This window comes from Rheinheimera metallidurans (genome assembly GCF_036983985.1).
Lineage (GTDB): Bacteria > Pseudomonadota > Gammaproteobacteria > Enterobacterales > Alteromonadaceae > Alishewanella > Alishewanella metallidurans.
Genome location: NZ_JALAHQ010000005.1, coordinates 85,650 through 104,220, shown reverse-complemented (window position 1 = coordinate 104,220; position 18,571 = coordinate 85,650). Strand labels below are relative to the sequence as shown.

Annotated in this window: 14 protein-coding genes; 6 read left to right on the top strand and 8 right to left on the bottom strand. The window is 45.0% G+C overall.

Going from position 1 to position 18,571, the window contains the following annotated elements:
* Positions 1-7: 7 nt before the first annotated feature.
* Together MN199_RS13175 and MN199_RS13170 are read right to left on the bottom strand one after the other, a co-directional pair.
* Positions 8-658, bottom strand: a complete 651-nt coding sequence (locus MN199_RS13175) for a methyltransferase domain-containing protein (protein ID WP_132586197.1) — start codon at positions 656-658, stop codon at positions 8-10.
* 600 nt (positions 659-1,258) lie between these two features.
* Positions 1,259-1,885 (bottom strand): c-type cytochrome, encoded by a 627-nt coding sequence (locus tag MN199_RS13170; protein ID WP_132586200.1) that lies wholly within the window; start codon positions 1,883-1,885, stop codon positions 1,259-1,261.
* 181 nt (positions 1,886-2,066) lie between these two features.
* Here MN199_RS13170 and yihA point away from each other — a divergent pair, with 181 nt between their 5' ends.
* Positions 2,067-2,696 (top strand): ribosome biogenesis GTP-binding protein YihA/YsxC, encoded by a 630-nt coding sequence (gene yihA / locus MN199_RS13165; protein WP_132586203.1) that lies wholly within the window; start codon positions 2,067-2,069, stop codon positions 2,694-2,696.
* A gap of 335 nt (positions 2,697-3,031) precedes the next feature.
* On the opposite strand, the gene polA is transcribed toward yihA, so the two are convergent.
* Positions 3,032-5,818: a DNA polymerase I gene (gene polA, locus MN199_RS13160; RefSeq protein WP_335739737.1), complete on the bottom strand. Its 2,787-nt coding sequence runs from the start codon at positions 5,816-5,818 to the stop codon at positions 3,032-3,034.
* 521 nt (positions 5,819-6,339) lie between these two features.
* Between polA and MN199_RS13155 the strand changes: the two genes are divergently transcribed.
* The gene (locus tag MN199_RS13155; RefSeq protein ID WP_132586209.1) at positions 6,340-6,735 is read left to right on the top strand and encodes a c-type cytochrome; all 396 of its coding nucleotides are present in this window, start codon (positions 6,340-6,342) and stop codon (positions 6,733-6,735) included.
* Between the two features lie 193 nt (positions 6,736-6,928).
* The gene (locus tag MN199_RS13150; protein ID WP_132586212.1) at positions 6,929-8,791 is read left to right on the top strand and encodes a sensor domain-containing diguanylate cyclase; all 1,863 of its coding nucleotides are present in this window, start codon (positions 6,929-6,931) and stop codon (positions 8,789-8,791) included.
* Positions 8,792-8,808: 17 nt separating this feature from the next.
* Here MN199_RS13150 and rep read toward each other — a convergent pair whose 3' ends face one another.
* Positions 8,809-10,827 (bottom strand): DNA helicase Rep, encoded by a 2,019-nt coding sequence (gene rep, locus MN199_RS13145; RefSeq protein WP_335739736.1) that lies wholly within the window; start codon positions 10,825-10,827, stop codon positions 8,809-8,811.
* 140 nt (positions 10,828-10,967) lie between these two features.
* Between rep and ubiK the strand changes: the two genes are divergently transcribed.
* Positions 10,968-11,255 carry a ubiquinone biosynthesis accessory factor UbiK gene (ubiK, locus tag MN199_RS13140; protein ID WP_132586218.1) on the top strand — a complete coding sequence of 96 codons (288 nt, stop codon included), beginning with the start codon at positions 10,968-10,970 and terminating at the stop codon, positions 11,253-11,255.
* Positions 11,256-11,350: 95 nt separating this feature from the next.
* On the opposite strand, the gene MN199_RS13135 is transcribed toward ubiK, so the two are convergent.
* From MN199_RS13135 to MN199_RS13125, 3 genes are all read right to left on the bottom strand, one after another.
* Complete coding sequence (locus MN199_RS13135) at positions 11,351-12,289, bottom strand: SPFH domain-containing protein (RefSeq protein ID WP_335739735.1); 939 nt, start codon at positions 12,287-12,289, stop codon at positions 11,351-11,353.
* A 43-nt stretch (positions 12,290-12,332) separates the two neighbouring features.
* Complete coding sequence (locus tag MN199_RS13130) at positions 12,333-12,779, bottom strand: NfeD family protein (protein ID WP_132586224.1); 447 nt, start codon at positions 12,777-12,779, stop codon at positions 12,333-12,335.
* Between the two features lie 74 nt (positions 12,780-12,853).
* Positions 12,854-13,738 carry a LysR family transcriptional regulator gene (locus MN199_RS13125; protein ID WP_132586227.1) on the bottom strand — a complete coding sequence of 295 codons (885 nt, stop codon included), beginning with the start codon at positions 13,736-13,738 and terminating at the stop codon, positions 12,854-12,856.
* A 99-nt stretch (positions 13,739-13,837) separates the two neighbouring features.
* Here MN199_RS13125 and MN199_RS13120 point away from each other — a divergent pair, with 99 nt between their 5' ends.
* Both MN199_RS13120 and MN199_RS13115 read left to right on the top strand, forming a co-directional pair.
* Positions 13,838-15,199, top strand: coding sequence for an NADH-quinone oxidoreductase subunit L (locus MN199_RS13120; RefSeq protein WP_335739734.1), 1,362 nt, complete (start codon positions 13,838-13,840; stop codon positions 15,197-15,199).
* Positions 15,196-17,625 (top strand): DUF2309 domain-containing protein, encoded by a 2,430-nt coding sequence (locus MN199_RS13115; RefSeq protein ID WP_335739733.1) that lies wholly within the window; start codon positions 15,196-15,198, stop codon positions 17,623-17,625. Before MN199_RS13120 ends, MN199_RS13115 begins: the two co-directional genes overlap by 4 nt.
* Positions 17,626-17,723: 98 nt before the next feature.
* Here the strand turns inward: MN199_RS13115 and MN199_RS13110 are convergent, their stop codons facing one another.
* A complete protein-coding gene (locus MN199_RS13110) occupies positions 17,724-18,536 on the bottom strand; it encodes a DUF2884 family protein (RefSeq protein ID WP_335739732.1) in 813 nt (270 codons plus the stop codon).
* Positions 18,537-18,571 lie beyond the last annotated feature (35 nt).

Genomic DNA, 18,571 nt, shown 5'->3' with positions numbered 1-18,571 from the left:
AGAAACACTAATGCTTTCGCCGCTGTAGCAAAACAACATCTTTTGCGACGACATTTAGTACTAAATTGTCTCTAGCAGCGAGGTAAGCAAATGTGTCTTCACAAAAAAAGCTAATGTGAGTCGGATCTAATTTGTAATACCAATCAGCAAATGCTGCGGCGTTAGTATAGCACTTTGTCATGATAGCTAGGGTAGCATCTGGCTTTAACAGTTTTAACCATAGCGCCCATTCAATAGCTGGGGTTACAAAATGTTCTATTGCTTCAGTGCAGCTAATAAAATCATAGCTTTGCTGTAAAACAGACGCATCATTAGCAAAATAGGGATCCCATATTGCCATCTGGTGCCCCTGCTCAGTTAGCATCTGTGCCAACAAAGGGCCGGGGCCACAACCAAAGTCTAAACCTAACAAACCTTGTTGCGGCAAATGGTTAAGCAACGGAGTTGCAATACGCTGTAAAAACTGGCGATAACCTACATCAGTTAACGCATTTTGGTGCTGCTGGTAATGCGCGAGCTCTTGTTGTGGTGATAATAGGCTGCAGCGGTCGGCAAATACTAACTTACAACACAAACACTGGTAATAAGCTCGTCGTTTGTCTTGATGAAAAAACTGAATTTGTTCGGCGCAACATAGCGGGCATTGATTATTTAACATTGCACAATAAACCAGGCTGTTTAATAGAAAAAGGCGATAAGATTGCTCTTATCGCCTTGTACATATTTGTGTTAAATCAACACGTCACTCACTTGTTGTTTTTCCTAGTGAATCTTCGACATCTTGTCTGTTCACTTCCGGATTTTATATCGCCTTCCTAGTTAGCTAGCATAATTTTATTTTTCGCGATCATCCTGATACTTTAGTATTCATCCTTGTGCGTTAACTCACGCCACACATCTTCCAGATGCGATGAAAACAAGGCTCCAAGTACTTGCGTACTGGCACTATCACTTCCCTGCGGACATTCCCTGTTTTCATTCGTTACAAAGTGTAACTGCTAGCTAATTTACCTCATTTTACCGGTATAACAAGGCTTCGTTGCTGGTAAAACCATAACTTTAACGCGAGTATTTATCTAACCATTTAAAATCAATACGTTACCAAGAGAAGTAAATATAATATAAGCATAATTAAAGTCAAACTACGCTTTTTACTTACAACAGATGTGAGATATATCGCACAAAAATACCCATTAAAATTCAAAAACCGGCGATGAACGCCGGCTTTTTTAAGATTAACGCCACTAAAAATAGCGAATTAGTGTAAGCCACCTAAGTATTGTGACAACACTTCAATATCTTCATCAGTCAGCTTTTTCGCAATGTCACCCATCATACCGTTTAAGTCGTTAGCACGGGCACCAGAGCGAAATTCGGTTAATGTCGTTTTAACATAGTTAGCATGTTGAAATGAAATTTTCGGGAAGCCACCTAAGCTTAAGCCAGAACCTCTTGGGCCATGGCAGGCAATACAGGCTGCAATACCGCGACTTTCGTCGCCACCACGATAAAGTTGCTCACCACGTTCGATCACATTTTCTGGTGTAGCACCAGCAACCATTTTTTGTGAAGAAAAGTATGCGGCTAAATCTTTCATGTCCTGATCTGACAACGCGGCAACCATACCAAACATAATGCCGTTATTGCGGCCTTGTTTACCGCCAGTAGCCATACCGGTTTTATAATCTTGCAGCTGCTTATAAATATAAGGTGCGTGCTGGCCAGCTAGCTTAGGATACATGTCGACTAAGCTATTACCATCGGCATTGTGGCACGCTGCACATACTGCTGATTTCGCTTTACCTGCTTCAGCATCACCGTCAAACGCCTGAGCTGTTCCGATAAGTCCGAATAACAGCGTCAGTGGAAATAGAATTTTTTTCATGTTTTATCCGTCTCTGTCCGCATTAAACTGCCAGCATACTGGCAACCAAGTGTATTAACCGTCACTTTTAAGCCTATTTTACACGAAACTGCTCAAAGTAAAATCCCATAGCGCATGCAAAAGCTTCTGCCGATCTGATTGATCCGTTACAATGTGCTCAAATTATTCGCCGGAGAAGGCTGTGTACAAGTCAAAAATCAATTATCAGCGTGCTACTTTTTTAACTAGCGCACCCGATATCAAAGCACTTCCTGCTGATGAAGGCATCGAAGTGGCATTTGCCGGCCGTTCTAACGCCGGTAAGTCTAGCGCATTAAACACATTAACGCGGCAAAATAGTTTAGCCCGCACCAGTAAAACACCGGGCCGTACTCAGCTGATTAACACATTCAGCTTAGATGCTGAGCGTCGTTTAATAGATTTACCAGGCTATGGCTTTGCCAAAGTACCCTTAGCGGTAAAAGAAAAATGGCAAAAGTCGTTGGCTGAGTATCTAATGAAACGCAGCAGTTTGAAAGGGCTGGTGGTATTAATGGATATTCGTCATCCATTAAAAGATTTAGACCAAGATCTTATTCACTGGGCGGTGCAAAGTGAGTTAGAGGTACTGATTCTTTTAACTAAATCGGATAAATTAGCCGTTGGTGCACGAAAAAAAGTGCTGTCAGAAGTACGAGAAGCCGCTATGGCCTTTATGGGTAACGTTACTGTTCACACTTTTAGCTCGCTAAATAAACAAGGCTTAGAAGAATTAGAACAGGTGCTTGATACATGGTACGGCGCAGAGGATAGCGCGTTCGACATAACCTAAGGTTAAGGCATAAAAAAACCGACACTCGAAGGTGTCGGTTATAGCAAACGGGGGAGAAGCTATAATTTCAAATCAACAGGGTGTCTTATATCTAAGACGCGTCTAGTATACAGCATTCTTTTAGCGTTTAAAGTATTTACTCTAAATTTAAATGCGCTATTAGTTTTCAACTAGTGTATCAACTGACAGTGCTGAGGTTTCTAATCACGAATCGTGTGCGGTAATTTTAAGCAAAAAAAAACCCCCATCAAACGACGGGGTTAAGATGGACACAGGAGAGATAAATAATCTTGCTATAACTTATGACTCGAGCAATATTATTTAGTTCAAAAAAATTAATGCGCTTGATCCCAATTATCACCATCCCCCGCTTCAGCTAACAACGGCACGTCTAAATGCGCAGCCTTAGCCATCAGCTCAACTAGCTGCGCCTTTACCTGCTCAACCTTATCAGCGTCAACTTCAAACACTAATTCATCGTGTACTTGCATAATCATCGTAGCCACTGGCGTGGTTTGTTGCTGCAACCAAGCGTCTACTACTATCATGGCTTTTTTTATTATATCTGCGGCAGTGCCCTGCATTGGCGCATTAATTGCGGCTCGCTCTGCGCCTTTGCGCCGCATCATATTTTGCGCGTTAATTTCTGGCAAATACAAACGTCGACCAAATAAGGTTTCGACATAACCTTGCTCGTGTGCCTGTTGGCGGGTGCGTTCCATATAACTTAATACGCCAGGGAAACGTTCAAAATAACGATCTACATATTGCTGAGCTTCGTTACGGCTAACGCCCAATTGTTTTGCCAAACCAAAGGCCGACATACCATAAATAAGGCCAAAGTTTACCGCTTTGGCGCTGCGCCGCTGATCTGACGTAACCTCACTTAGGCTGACACCAAATACTTCCGCGGCTGTAGCACGGTGAATATCCTGGCCATGAGCAAACGCATATAACAAGGCTTTATCTTGTGACAAATGCGCCATAATACGCAGCTCTATTTGTGAATAATCGACAGCGACAATTTTTTTACCGGCAGGCGCGATAAAAGCTTGGCGAATACGCCGCCCTTCTTCGGTACGGATAGGAATATTCTGTAAATTAGGATCTGTTGAGCTTAACCGACCGGTTGCAGCAACCGCTTGATGATACGACGTATGCACACGGCCTGTTGCCGCATTTTGCATTTTAGGTAGCTTGTCGGTGTAGGTCGATTTAAGCTTGGTTAAGCCACGATGCTCTGTAATTAACTTAGGAAATTCATACTCAAGCGCCAGCTCAGCTAACACCTCTTCAGCGGTAGAGGGCGCACCAGTTGGCGTTTTCTTTAATACTGGCAACGTCATTTGTTCAAAAAGAATTTCCTGCAGCTGCTTGGGTGACGCTAGGTTAAACTGCTTACCCGCTTGCTCATAGGCTAACTGTTCTAGTTCAGCAATACGCACAGCTAACTGCTCACTTTGTTTAAGTAAGAGTTTGCTATCAATGAGTACGCCATAGCGCTCAATACGCGATAAAATATCCACCAAGGGTATTTCAATATTACGCAATACCGACACCAAACCATCGTGTTGCTGTAACTGCGGCCATAATGCTTGGTGCAGTTGTAAGGTAATATCGGCATCTTCTGCCGCATATTGTGCGGCTTTTTCTAGTTCTATTTGATTAAACGTTAGTTGCTTGGCACCTTTACCGGCAATATCAACAAAGCTTACCGTTTTACGGCCTAAATATTTTAGCGCTAAGCTATCCATATCATGCCGTGCAGCAACCGAGTTAAGTACGTATGATTCAAGCATGGTATCAAAACGAATACCTGCCAGCGTGACCTTATAACGCGCCAATATACTTTGATCGTACTTAAGGTTTTGCCCCACTTTCGCCTTGCTGTCATCCTCAAGCCATGGCGTTAACTGCTGTAACACCCAATCTCGATTTAACTGCTCGGGTGCACCAATATAATCGTGAGCCACTGGCACATACCAAGCGGAACCCGCGGCGATAGACATGGATAAGCCAACCAATTCGGCCTGCATATAATCTAAGCTAGTTGTTTCAGTATCAAAAGCGGTGAGTTCACTGTTAGTAATTTGCTCTAACATACTGCTAAATGCTGCTTTATCTAGCACCGTAATATAATGGTTATTGTTTAAATCTGGCTGAATTTCAACAGTATCGTCACTGTCTAGCATATCTAATTGCGCTGCTTTTGCTGCAGGCTTAATTACCGTTTCATTGTCGGCATCTAATACCTCACTGAGCCAACGTCGAAACTCACATTCTTTAAACAGTTCAGCAAGCTGAACATTATCAGGTGCTTTAATCATTAAATCAGCAAGCTGGCAAGAAAGCTCTACATCGGTTTTTATGGTTGCCAACTGATATGACAGCGTTAGCTGCTCGCGAAACTCTTCTAATTTCGCCGCCATCGTTTTAGCTCCGCGAAAACTTAAACTGGCAACCTTATCAAGCTGTTGATAAATTTGTTCTATAGAGCCCATGCCTTGCAATAACGCGGCGGCGGTTTTTTCACCCACTCCCGGCAAGCCAGGTATATTGTCAGATTTATCGCCCATTAATGCTAAGTAATCGATGATCAATTCAGGGCCAACACCAAATTTGTCGACTACTCCCTGAGGGTCTAGCAAGGTATTGGTCATCGTATTAATTAACGTAACATGTTCATCTACTAGCTGCGCCATATCTTTATCGCCAGTAGAGATCAGTGTATTACGGCCTTCGCGACTAGCCTGACGTGCCAGCGTGCCTATGACATCGTCAGCTTCTACGCCGCTGATACATATAAGTGGCAAGCCCATCGCCTCAATAATACGATGCAGCGGCGCTATTTGGCTACGCAGATCATCCGGCATCGGCGGACGATTGGCTTTATATTCGCTATACATTTCGTTACGAAAGGTTGGTCCCTTCGCATCAAATACCACCGCCATCAGGCTTGGTTGATATTGACGCAATAGGCTTTTCAGCATATTTACTACGCCATAAATAGCGCCAGTTGCTTCACCACGCGAATTCGTTAAATGTGGCGGCGAATGATAGGCACGAAACAAATAAGATGAGCCATCAACCAAAATTAGCGGTGCGCTAGAGAGAGAAGCCATGAGTAATAATGTCCTGCTTAAATAAAGCTATAGCATGCCACAGCACCCTGCCCACGGCCATAGACACAGATACAATTATCGGTTCACAAGCTGTGGATAACTTTGTGAAAAACAAATAGAAATGATCTGCTACTTCAAATAAAGTGACAGTTAATGATTTTTTAAGTCTTTGTTTTGCATGAAAAAAGAGGGGGTGTACCGCAAAGCCCATCTTATTATTATTATATTTTTGTTTTGTGGAAAACGCTTTTAGCTGCCTACCTACGCCAGTGATAATTTATCAGCGCGATAACTAAGCGAGCACGTAGACTATCATAACGGGCAGCGATGCAAAGCAAAACCTTTAAATAATTTAGCTTTAAAAAATGCATATAACTAACCATAAAAGCATATAGCAGTATTGGCGCAGCCTTAACCGCTTATGCAGCTTAATTTGTACTATTTTAGCACTTTCCCTTGCCACCGCTTGGAGGCTATAATGCTGCGAACTTTGTGCGGATTTTACCACAGGAACTTATAACATGAACAAAATTACCCTTGTGCTTGCCTTGCTGTTAACCACCTTCGGCATTAATGCCAGTACAGATAATGACAACAAAGCATTAGCCAAACGTCTGGCTCCTGTCGGTCAAGTATATGTAGCTGGCGCAGCAGTAGCTGCAGCTGAGGGTGCATCAGGCCCACGCAGTGGTGAAAAAGTGTATCAAAACGCATGTTTTGCTTGTCATGGTACGGGCGCTTTAGATGCACCGAAAAAAGGTGATGCTGCTTGGAAACCTCGGTTAGAGCAAGGTTTTGATACCTTGCTAAAGCACGCGATAGAAGGCATTCGTAATATGCCTGCACGTGGTGCCTGTGCTGATTGTAGCGATGACGAAATTGCTGCGGCCATTAAGTTTATGACCGAAGGCGTGTAACAACGACGTTACCATTAGAAATAACAAAGGCTGCAGAAATGTGGCCTTTTTTGTTTTGCCGGCAACTAGCCCTAAACGAGCGTATGCAAAAAACAATAGGCTGGTGAATTTCTCTTCCATGTGGTCAAACATTGTGCATAATGTGCATAACTAAAAAAGTCATTTAGACAATTAATAATAACAAGAGTCAGGGTTGAACGAATCAACAAAGCTGAACAAAATTCTCAGACAAGCACAAAACAAGCTGCGCCGCCTAACGCTATTAGCGCAGCGCTATAAGCAAGCGTACATTACCCAGGGTGCGCTGTTACGTTTGTCTGAACTAGCTAGCACTATTAGCGATATGCGGGAGTTTTATCCTGCTATTCATAAAATGGTGTCTGAGCTATTACTCGCTGAAAACTTCTATGTTGTATTTTACGATCAAGAAAGTCAGCAATTTTCGCCACAGTATTTTTCTGATGAAAAAGATCAGCTAACCATCTCTCAGTTGCCATCCAGCTCATTTGCTAGCGGCTTAACCGGTTACGTCGCCCGCACGGGTAAACCTTTACTGTGTGGTACCACCGAGTTTAACCAGCTTATTGCCCAAGGACATATTCAAGCACTTGGTTCGCCATGTGCGCACTGGCTGGGTATCCCACTATGTCGCGGCAATCAGGTTATCGGAGTTATGGCAATACAGTCTTATAACGCAGAGCAACTGTATACCGACTCTGATATCGATTTATTCTTTAGCATTGGCCTACACACCGTTACGGCGCTAGACCGCGTAAAAAGCCGCGAACTATTGGAAGACACGGTGCGCCAGCGCACTAAGCAACTGCAGAATATCAACACATCGTTACAAAAAGAGATTAAAGAACGCACCAACGCAGAACAGCTGCAAGCTGCGCTATATCGTATATCTGAATTAACGGCGAGCAGCCGTGATATGAGTAGTTTTTATCAGGCTATGCACAAGGTATTATCGGGTTTAATGCCTGCTGAAAACTGCTATATTGCGCTACTCAGCGCCGACAATAGTAAACTAACCTTTCCGTTTTATTTAGATCAGTATTCCGTATCAGCACGAGAGCGCGCACTTAGCCGCGGCTTTACTGAATATGTTATACGCTGCGCCGACGCAAAGTTAATAGACAGCTCCACCGCTAATAAACTAATAGAGAGTGGTGAAATTCATCGCGATTCCAGCCCGGCAAACCAATCCGGTTATAACTCAAGTAGTTGGCTCGGCGCACCCTTGATTATTGAACAAAAAGTTATCGGTGTTATTGCACTGCAGTCGTATGATACAAGTTATAGCTATACCGAAAACGAGCTAAATATTCTTAAGTTTGTGTCGCAAAACATTGCCGTTGCCATTCAACGTAAGCTAGCCGCTGAGCAACAAAAACACCAGCAAGAAGAGCTTGAACGCAAGGTGTTCGAAAGCACTAGAGAGTTAAGACAAACCAATTTATTTCTGCGACTGCAGGTAGAAGAGCGTAAAAAAGCTGAACAAAAACTATTTTACGAAGCTAATCACGATGCGCTCACTGGCCTTGCTAACCGACAAATGTTCTTACAGCAGCTAAAGCAGCAATTTGCACTGGGTAAACGCCAACCCAACCTGCATGCTGCGTTACTATTTATCGATTTAGACCGTTTCAAATTAATTAATGACACACTTGGCCATCATGTTGGCGATGCTTTTTTAGCCGAAGTTAGCAAACGCCTACTTAGCGCCGTGCGCGAACACGACCTAGTAGCACGTTTAGGCGGTGATGAGTTTGTGGTGCTGTTAACCAGTTTACTGGTAGATGCCGATGCCGAAGATGTTGCAGAGCGTATTATCGAAAAAGTACGCGAACCCTTCTTGCTGCACGGCCAAGAAGTGCTTTCTGGTGCAAGCATCGGTATAGCCTACTTTCAGAATGACCACACCAAGGCTGAAGCGCTGCTGCGCGATGCCGATGCCGCCATGTATCAGGCGAAATCGTTAGGCCGTAACCGTTTCGTTATTTTTACCGAAAGTATGCGCGAACAAATGCTGCAGGCGTTAAAAACCATTTAAACCAATTAGCCGCTACATTAACTATGGTTTTTCAGCATCTGCCGTAAGCGTTCAATATGCGCTAAACCCGATTGTTGCTGTTGCTCCGCGGTTTTTACCGGCGCAGCTTTTTGCCACTCTAAATCATCTTGTGGGAGCTCATATAAAAACCGACTTGGCTCTGGGCGTATGGTTTCACCAAATTGACGACGCTCTTTGGCGTAGGTAAAAATAAGCTCGCGCTGCGCTCGAGTTATGCCCACGTAGGCTAAACGCCGCTCTTCTTCAACATTATCTTCATCTATGCTGGTTTGGTGCGGCAAAATGCCCTCTTCCATACCCACCATAAATACATAAGGAAACTCTAAACCTTTAGACGCATGAAGTGTTAGCAGCTGCACTTGGTCGGCGTTATCTTCTTGCTCTTGCCGCTCCATCATATCGCGCAGTGTTAAACGGGTAACGACCTCGGGTAAGGTCATGGGTTCTTCATCGTCTTTGCCTTGCAGCATTTCACTAATCCAGCGATACAGCTCATTAACGTTTTTCAACGCCATTTCTGCAGCCTTAGGGCTAGTGCTAGTTTCAAACAACCAGGCTTCGTAATGGCTTTGCCGAATAAGGTCACGCACCGCTTCTGCTGGTTCAGCGCGCTGCACGTTATCAGCAATATTGGCTATCCACTTAGCAAACTGAGTTACCGCGTTATGCGAACGCGCTGAAAGATGCATCGACAATTCACTGTCGCAACACGCGGCAAACAAACTTATTTGTTTTTCATTGGCTAAATTACCAATATGCTGCAATGTTGCTGCGCCAATTTCACGCCGAGGCACGTTAATAATGCGCAGCAGTGCATTGTCGTCATCTTGGTTAACCACCAAGCGCAAATAAGCCATCACATCTTTAATTTCACTGCGAGAGAAAAACGAAGTGCCACCTGAAATTTTATAAGGTATCCGGTTGGTCATTAAGGCTTTTTCAAATAGCCGCGACTGATGGTTGCCACGATATAACAAGGCGTAATCACGGTATTGGCTGCGATTAATAAAACGATGCGAAATAATTTCGGCGACTACTTTTTCGGCCTCATCTTCTTCGTGCTTGCACGGCAACACTTTTAACGGCACACCATAGCCGTTTTCACTAAATAACTGCTTTTCAAATTCGTGCGGGTTATTGGCTATTAAAATATTCGCCGCCTTTAGAATGCGTTCTGCCGAGCGGTAGTTTTGCTCTAGTTTAATTACATTCAAGTTTGGAAAGTCTGTTTTTAACAGTGCTAAGTTTTGTGGTCGCGCACCGCGCCAAGAGTAAATAGACTGGTCATCATCACCTACCACCGTAAAGCGCTGGCGCTCACCCACCAACCATTTCACTAATTGATACTGGCTAGTGTTGGTATCCTGGTATTCATCGACCAATAGATACTGAATTTTTTTCTGCCATTTAGTGCGCACCTCTTCATTATGCTGAAACAATAAGGTTGGCATTAAAATAAGATCATCAAAATCAAGTGCGCTATAAGCACTAAGTTGCTGGGTATATTGCTGATAATAATTAGCAAAGCTGATGCTTTGTGCATCGGTTGCTTCGGCCAGCGCCTTGGCCGGCAGGGTTAATTCATTTTTCCAATTACTTATTTTACTTTGCAGTGCGCGCAGTAAATCTTTGTCGCCTTGAATATCCTTTTCGCTTAGCTCTTTTAACAGTGCCATACTGTCTTGGTCGTCAAACAGCGTAAAATTGGCTTTATAGCCAATATGCCGATATTCCTTTTTTAAAATCTCTAAACCTAACGTGTGAAAAGTAGAAATAGTTAGGCCGCGCGTAGCTGATTTCGGTAGCTGTTGGTTGATACGTGACCGCATTTCACGCGCCGCTTTATTAGTAAAGGTAACTGCGGCTATATATTTAGCGGGCAGCTCGCACTCTTGAATTAAATAGGCAATTTTATTAATAATAACCCGTGTTTTACCACTGCCAGCACCAGCTAGCACTAGGCATGGCCCAGAGATAAATTTAACAGCAGCATTTTGTTGCGGATTTAACTTCATTGACTCACCCTTAACTCAAGGTAGGCATTGTAACGAAAATTGCCGCTAAATATCATTCGCGATTATAGTTCTGGCCTGTAGAATAAGGCTAATAGTTGCAGAAAACATCGCAAGTAACTGATGCGACACAGGAGAGTGACATGATCGACCCGAAAAAAATTGAAGATATCGCCAAACAAATTGGTAATGCTATTCCACCACAAGTACGTCAGTTTGCTGATGATGTTGAAGCTAAGGTAAAACAGGTGCTGCAAAATAAGCTTGCCGATATGGATTTTGTTAGCCGTGAAGAGTTTGACGTGCAGCGCCAAGTGTTACTACGCACCCGCGAAAAGGTAGAAAACCTAGAACAGCAGCTAACTGCATTACTGGCGGAAAAAACGCAAAAATTTGATGCTAAAGATTTACCCACGTCAGATCAGCTATAAGCTTTTAATAATCAAGCACTGAATAAAAGGCATTACGGCGCACTGAAAAACTACGCCGTAATTTTTTAATAAGCCAAGTACGTGTTAATGCTGGCTTATTTTGTTCGTGGCTGCGCCACTCTTAATATTTCGGTTAAGCCCGCCACCGCACCGCCGATATTAGCTAATTCTGCTGGCACTATCATGGTGTTGTTAGTTTTGGCCAAGTTACCAAACTCTTTTACATATTGCTCGGCAACGCGCAAGCTAACGGCTTCCGAACCGCCTGGCTGATTAATAGCCTCAGCAATTTTGCGCAGGCCCTCAGCGGTAGCTATAGCAATTAACTCAATTTCACGGGCTCGGCCTTCCGCTTCGTTAATTTGCCGCATTTTGTCACCTTCAGACAAATTGATGACTTCTTGCTTCTGGCCTTCAGATACGTTAATCATCGCTTGTCGCTCACCTTCTGATCTAGCAATAGCGGCACGGCGTTCTCGCTCAGCACGCATTTGCTGCTCAAGCGCATCTTTAATGCTCAGTGGCAGTTCAATATCGGCAATTTCATAACGTAGTACTTTTACTCCCCAAGGCGCAGCAGCTTCATCTAATGCTTTAACTACTTCTTCGTTAATTTTTGCCCGTTCTTCGAAAGTTTTATCTAGGTCGGTTTGGCCAATAACAGAACGCATGGTGGTTTGCGCAAGTTGCGCCGACGCATAACGGTAATTATTAATACCGTAACTCGCTTTATGTGGGTCAATAACCTGTAAATATAAAATACCGTCAATGCCTACCTGAATATTGTCGCGCGTAACACAGGTTTGGCGCTGCACATCGATCACTTCTTCTTTTAGGCTGTGTATGTAGGCGACTTTGTCGATAAATGGAATAAGAATATGAAAGCCTGAATCTAGCGTGCGCGAATATTTACCTAAACGTTCAATAACAAAGTTACTTTTTTGCGGCACTACGCGCGCGGTTTTTACGATCATAATAATAACGGCTAGGGCAAAACCCGCCATTAAAATAGTATTAATATCAATTTGAGCCATCAAGTTTACTCCTTAAAATAGATGGTTAGTTTTATAACTGTGGTTATTCCGGTTTAGTGGCCGATACCACTAATTTAATGCCCTGATTAGCCACTACCCAGGCCACATCACCGGCCTTTAGTAGATCAGTTGATTGTGCATCCCATTGCACACCATTTAGTACTACTCGGCCCGCGCCTTGGCTGAAATCCGCATGCACAGTAACACGGCTACCTATATCGTTTGCTAAACGTGACGGGTGTTCACCACTATCTGCGGTATAACCGACAAACCAGCGCTTAAACCGCCCTCGGGCGCTAAATAGTAACAGTAGCGATAATATGCCAAACAATAAAAACTGCAGGCTGAAGCTTTCTATCAGGCCAAAATTAAGTAACAAACCAACGATAATAGCGGCAATGCCAAAAAATACCGCCACTATACTGGTAGCCAATAATTCAGACAAAATAAGTACTATGCCAGCAACTATCCACAGCGTAGCAATATTCACGTAATTTGCTCCTTAACAATTATTAGCCTGCACATTAACTTATCGTAGACAACGCGGTCAATCAGCTTGGCATGTTATAACGCGGTCGCAGTATAGGCTTGTAATAGCCGGTTCAGTTGCGGATGGGTTAATTCACGTTGCGTGGTAATAATATAAAAATTCTCGTATACCTGAGGTAAGGTGAGGTATTTGTGCAAACGGCCACTGCTTAGCTCATCTTTTACCACAACATCGGGAATAACCGTGAGGGCACCGCTATCACGGGCCAGTAAGCGCAGCATTGCCATATCGTCGGCTTCAGCTATAACGTCGGGTTGCAACTGATACTGAGCAGCTAAGGCATCAAACGCCATGCGGATGGAGCTTTGTACCGGCGGTAATACCCAGCGCTGTTGCCGATAGCTAGCCAGATTGTCACTAAGCGCTTTACCAGGAGCGCCAATTACGGCGACGGGCTGACGCGCTAACAAACGACATTGCCACAGTTGGTTATCGTTAGCTTGTACCGCAACATTGCTGAGCGCTAAGTCCAGTTGATGCTGTGCCAGCGCATTAAGCAGCGTAGTTTGATTCATCGATAATAAACTAAAGCGGCTGTCTGCTGTGGCCAATAGCGGTGCGATAAAGCTTTCGATAAAATTACGCGACATCGTTGCCAAGGTACCAATGCGGATTGGGCTATGTTGTGGTTGCGCGCCGTTTATCAGCAGCTGTTCTAGCTCGGCGCCACGACTAAAAATATCTTCTGCATATTTCAGTGTGTGATAACCGCTATCGGTCAGCACCAGTTTACGCCCCTGTCGCAAGAACAGCTGTACCCGCATGCTTTGTTCTAACTGTTTAATTTGCGCCGACAAAGCAGACTGCGAAATATGCAGCCGCTGCGCGGTTTCGGTTAGGTTACCGCCTTTAGCAACCTGCCAAAAATAATACAGGTGATGGTAGTTTAGTCGGCTCATAGTTCTCTTTATGTGAACGATTAGTCTTTTATTATGTATTTTACTTATGATAGTGCACTGCACACAATAGAGCCAGTTTATTCCAGCTCAGGGTGCACTATGCAAACATTGTTTTCTGTAAACTCTTTTAAGTTGGTATTACTGGCGTTGATTGCGTTACTCGCGCTGGTGATCTGGCGTTACAGCTCAGTAGCACTGACGGGAGAGCCCGATAAGCCAAGGTTTATGCGCTCGCTAGCGTTTACACTAAGCGCAGTCGTTTTTACCCTAATTAGCAATCATTTGTTGCTATTCTGGCTAGGTTGGCTGGCCATCAGCCTGGCGCTGCATCAGCTGTTATTATTCTACCCAGAGCGGCCGCGGGCTCAGTTAGCAGCCCAAAAAAAAGCACTTAGCGCTCGGCTCAGTGAAGTGCTGCTAGCGATTGCGTTTACCCTACTTTATTTACATTTCGGTACTGCCAATATCTCGACTATCAACACTATGCTAGCTAGTGCGCCAAGTAGTTTAATACTACACAGCGCTGCAATATTAATGGTGCTAGTAGCACTGCTAAAATGCGCGCAATTACCGCTGCATGGCTGGTTAATACAGGTGGTGGAAGCGCCTACACCCGTATCGGCACTATTGCATGCGGGTATTATTAATCTGGGCGGCATTTTGTTATTACTGTTTTTACCCCTGCTGCGCTGCAGTCCCATAGCCAGCTTTATACTGCTGGTTACTGCGCTGGGTAGCACGATTGTCGCGGCGCTGGTGGTAAGCACACGTATCAGTATAAAGGTGCGTCTAGCCTGGTCTACAGTGGCACAAATGGGCTTAATGCTGGTAGAGATTGCCCTTGGTCTTTATACGCTGGCGCTGCTGCACCTGTTAGCGCACTCCTGCTACAAAGCCTATGCTTTTTTACACAGTGGCAATGCCGTGAACCACTATTTGGCTGCTCAACTTGCCGAACAAGCTCATCCTCGTGCGCGGCACTGGCTCGTGTCACTGCTACTGGCGGTGGCACTGGTAAGCCTTACACAGCAAGTGTTGCCATTATCAAGCCTAAGCAGCGCAGTATTATTGATACTAGCCATAACGGTGCTGTTAGTACCGACACTGCAGCTTGCCGATAACAGACGCCCAGCGCGTGTACTATTAGCGCTGGTATACGCTATTGGCTTACTCATTTTATACTTTAGTTTGAAAACGCTATTACAACCGGTTATGCCAACGCCCCATAGCGTAACGCTGGCAGCCGATATGCTGAGCAGTGTCGCTTTTGTCGGTTTGTTTATGCTAACGCTGTTGTTACGGTATCAAAGCCATCGAAAATCGATAAATAAAGTTTTTATCTGGCTTAATGCCGGCGGCTATCTAGATGAATGGACAACGCGTATTACACTAAAAATCTGGCCGTATACGGCTCACACCAAGGCTTGCCACAAAGTGCCTGCATTACAGGAGGCAAAATGAGTGCGATAACCCACAGCGTAGCAAGATCTGACAACAAGCTTTGCAACCTAATTATTAACGCCGCCAGCCAAATTGCACCGCAATGGCCGCTTGATCAGATGATTGCCGTTAACCCTTGGTGGCAAAAGCGCCAGCGCCCCTTTGCGGTAATATGTGCAGAGCAAAAACTGCTGGCCGGCACCGACTGCTTGATGAACGCCGATTGGTATTTAGCACAGTTAAACCGACAAATAATGCCCACACATTTACGCCAAGCGTTAGATGAAGCCCAACTGACAATCAGCGTGGCTGAGGCGAGCAGCGCATTATCAAGGCCCTCGGAAACAAACCAATGGCAGCGTTTAAGTGAGTTGTTATCCAGCCAGATACAACAGCCGGATAAATTGCCGTGGCAGCCGCTTATTGTGCAACAACTCAGCCAGTTTTTGGCGTTATACCATCAATACCCTGAACGCTTTAGTGTTAAAGCCGATAGTAAAAACCATGCTTATCAAAGCTGGCTTAGCGTAGTGCGTCAGGATAAGGGGCTACAGGTACTCACTGGCACTAATCTTAATGACTTATTTGCCGCGCTACCTGATGACCCCTTGTTGTTACTTGAGCAAATACACCCTTGGCTGAGTAGCTGGGGGGCAGATGAACAAAGTCAGCAAGCCTATGTTGAAACACTACTACAGGGCATGTCAGGCTGGGCCGGCTGGCAAGCTTTTCTCGACTGGCAGCAACAACTACAAGGCAATACAGGTCATGCAGCCGTGTGTCAGCTGTTATTTATGTTACTGGGCTGGGACCGGGTGCTATGGCTACACAGTGTGCAACATAACAGCAAACACGACGAGGTGTTACCTGCACTGCAGCGACAAGGCAAACAGTATGCAAGCCTGTTACAACATACCCAAGCAGTGCAGTGTTTGCGCCAAGTGTGGCAACGCGCCTTAGAAATCAGTGTACAACAACCGCTGTTGTTGCAGTTACAGCAACAACAGCAAAACCTTAGTACTGCCCCAGCAACGCGTCCTGTAATGCAGGCCGCGTTTTGCATCGATGTGCGTTCAGAACCGGTGCGACGAGCACTTGAGCAACAAGATCCCGCTATTCAGACACTAGGCTTTGCTGGCTTTTTTGGTTTACCCATTGCGTATAAGGCAACTGATAATCAACAACCACGGCCGCAGTTACCAGGGTTGATTGCACCAAGGCTAACTGTAATACAAATTAAGCCAGATAACGCGCCCTTATCACGCCAAGCCACACTTGGCTGGAAACAAAGCTTTGATCTCGCCTCGTCCAGTTTAGGGATGGTAGAAGCTGCCGGCCCTACTAAACTCGTTAGCCTAGTTAAACGGGCATTCTTTCGCACGCCAGCACCACATGCACTAAATCAGCTGATTGATAATAACCGGTGGCAGCTACTCAACGCGCAACACCCCGTTTCAATCGCCGAGCAAGCTCAGTTAGCGGCAAGCATACTCAACGCCATGGGCTTAACTACAGATCTCGCTCCGTCTGTCATGTTGTTTGGCCATAGCAGCAGTAGCTGTAATAACGCACATGCCGCCGCATTAGATTGTGGCGCCTGCGGCGGTCAGAGTGGCGAAGTTAATGCTAAAGTGCTGGCGCAAATGCTCAACGACAGCGCCATCAGGCAGCAGCTTGGTGCTAGTCACGGTATAGCAATTCCAGCAGATACGCAGTTTTATGCTGCTCTGCACCACACCACCACTGATGAGCTGCAAGTATACCAAGCGCCAGAACAAGCACCGTGGCACCACTGGCTAGCGACAGCAAGCGCGCAGGCTCGACAACAGCGAGGTGCACAATTTAATCAGGCGCCACAAACCGACCGCGCCCTATCGCGCTTTTTTAAACAACGCAGCAGCGATTGGTCTCAACTGCGCCCAGAATGGGGTTTGGCCAACAATGCCGCTTTTATTGTCGCACCGCGCCAACTTACCAAACAGCTAGATTTAAAAAGCCGCGTATTTTTACATGACTATGATAGCGATAAAGATCATGATTTTAGCCTGTTATATACCATTATGACTGCACCCATGGTGGTAACAAACTGGATTAACCTGCAGTACTACGCCTCGGTGGTTGCGCCAGACAAATATGGTAGCGGTAATAAATTACTGCATAATGTAGTGGCAGGGCATATAGGCGTGTTCGAAGGTAACGGCGGTGATTTACGCACCGGGCTTGCGTGGCAGTCGGTACATGATGGCAGTAAGTTAATGCATCAGCCAGTAAGGCTAAGCGTGGTTATTGCCGCGCCAGCTGATGCGATAACCCGCGTAATTAATAGCTCAACCGATGTTGCCGCGCTGGTAGATAATCAGTGGTTGTTCCTGTATCAACTGAGCCATGACGGCAGAGTGCAACAATGGCGGCAGCAAAGCTGGCAGCCAGTTACGCAACCACTTTAGCAAGGTGGTGCGGTGAGCAAATTAGCCAGTAAAAAAGACGCGCTGTCGGGATAGAGCAGCGCGCTAAGGTTGTGGCTGGAGGACACATTACATAAGAGTTAATTAAATAAATACGCGGTATTTTTATCACTAGTTACATCAATGACGTCATATTGCTGCATTTGTGGAATAGCGCGCTGAACTTGGGTTTCAATAGCATCTAGCTGCTGTAAGTTAGCGCAGATACTATTACCCCGTTGCTCTAACAGATTACTCTTAATATCTAGGCGAGCTTCTAAATCCTCACCAAAGCGTTCCATACGTTCGCCGAAGGCTTCCATGCGTTGCTCAAAGTTACCCTCACCGCTCATCATGGCTTTACCCACCATCATAAAAATGCTGCCCATCGAATTTGTCACTGCTTCTTCAATCGCTTGTTCAAATTCTTTGCCAAAAGCATCGTCTATATGGCTAAAACGACTGCCATAAATATTGATGGTTTCACCACTGCGTACCACGATATTTGCCGTGCTAGTTTTAACCTTCTCTAACGCAGTTTGCAGTGCAGGGTTGCTATTAATGGTATTCCCAGTTAACTCAGCAAAAACACTACTAACGGCATCGGCTGCCAGTATTAGTGCATCTTCAACCAGCTCAACGGTTTCTAGCGTTTGGCTACGAATACCGGCTTGATAATCAAACAACAATTGCTGGGTTGAAGCATCGGTATTTACCGCATGATCTTTTATCCACAACTGACCTTGCGTGTTAATACGCCACAGCTCAGTGCCGGCTTCATTTACACTAACCAGCTCATTGCTCATGGTAATGTCTTTATCAAAATTGATATTACAGCTGTTGTCTTCGCCTGCTATTACTGCATTGCTAATACTTGTTAATGCAAAACCCATCGCGATTAGTAAAGTTTTCATTTGGCTGCCCTTTAAGCTATTAATTATAGTTAACT

Excerpts from the sequence above, each read along its gene's own strand:
- MN199_RS13170 (WP_132586200.1), bottom strand. The coding sequence starts at position 1,885 with ATGAAAAAAATTCTATTTCCACTGACGCTGTTATTCGGACTTATCGGA.
- MN199_RS13125 (WP_132586227.1), bottom strand. The coding sequence starts at position 13,738 with ATGAGCCGACTAAACTACCATCACCTGTATTATTTTTGGCAGGTTGCT.
- MN199_RS13120 (WP_335739734.1), top strand. The coding sequence starts at position 13,838 with ATGCAAACATTGTTTTCTGTAAACTCTTTTAAGTTGGTATTACTGGCG.
- MN199_RS13135 (WP_335739735.1), bottom strand. The coding sequence starts at position 12,289 with ATGGCTCAAATTGATATTAATACTATTTTAATGGCGGGTTTTGCCCTA.
- MN199_RS13110 (WP_335739732.1), bottom strand. The coding sequence starts at position 18,536 with ATGAAAACTTTACTAATCGCGATGGGTTTTGCATTAACAAGTATTAGC.
- ubiK (WP_132586218.1), top strand. The coding sequence starts at position 10,968 with ATGATCGACCCGAAAAAAATTGAAGATATCGCCAAACAAATTGGTAAT.
- MN199_RS13115 (WP_335739733.1), top strand. The coding sequence starts at position 15,196 with ATGAGTGCGATAACCCACAGCGTAGCAAGATCTGACAACAAGCTTTGC.
- MN199_RS13175 (WP_132586197.1), bottom strand. The coding sequence starts at position 658 with ATGTTAAATAATCAATGCCCGCTATGTTGCGCCGAACAAATTCAGTTT.
- polA (WP_335739737.1), bottom strand. The coding sequence starts at position 5,818 with ATGGCTTCTCTCTCTAGCGCACCGCTAATTTTGGTTGATGGCTCATCT.
- MN199_RS13155 (WP_132586209.1), top strand. The coding sequence starts at position 6,340 with ATGAACAAAATTACCCTTGTGCTTGCCTTGCTGTTAACCACCTTCGGC.
- rep (WP_335739736.1), bottom strand. The coding sequence starts at position 10,827 with ATGAAGTTAAATCCGCAACAAAATGCTGCTGTTAAATTTATCTCTGGG.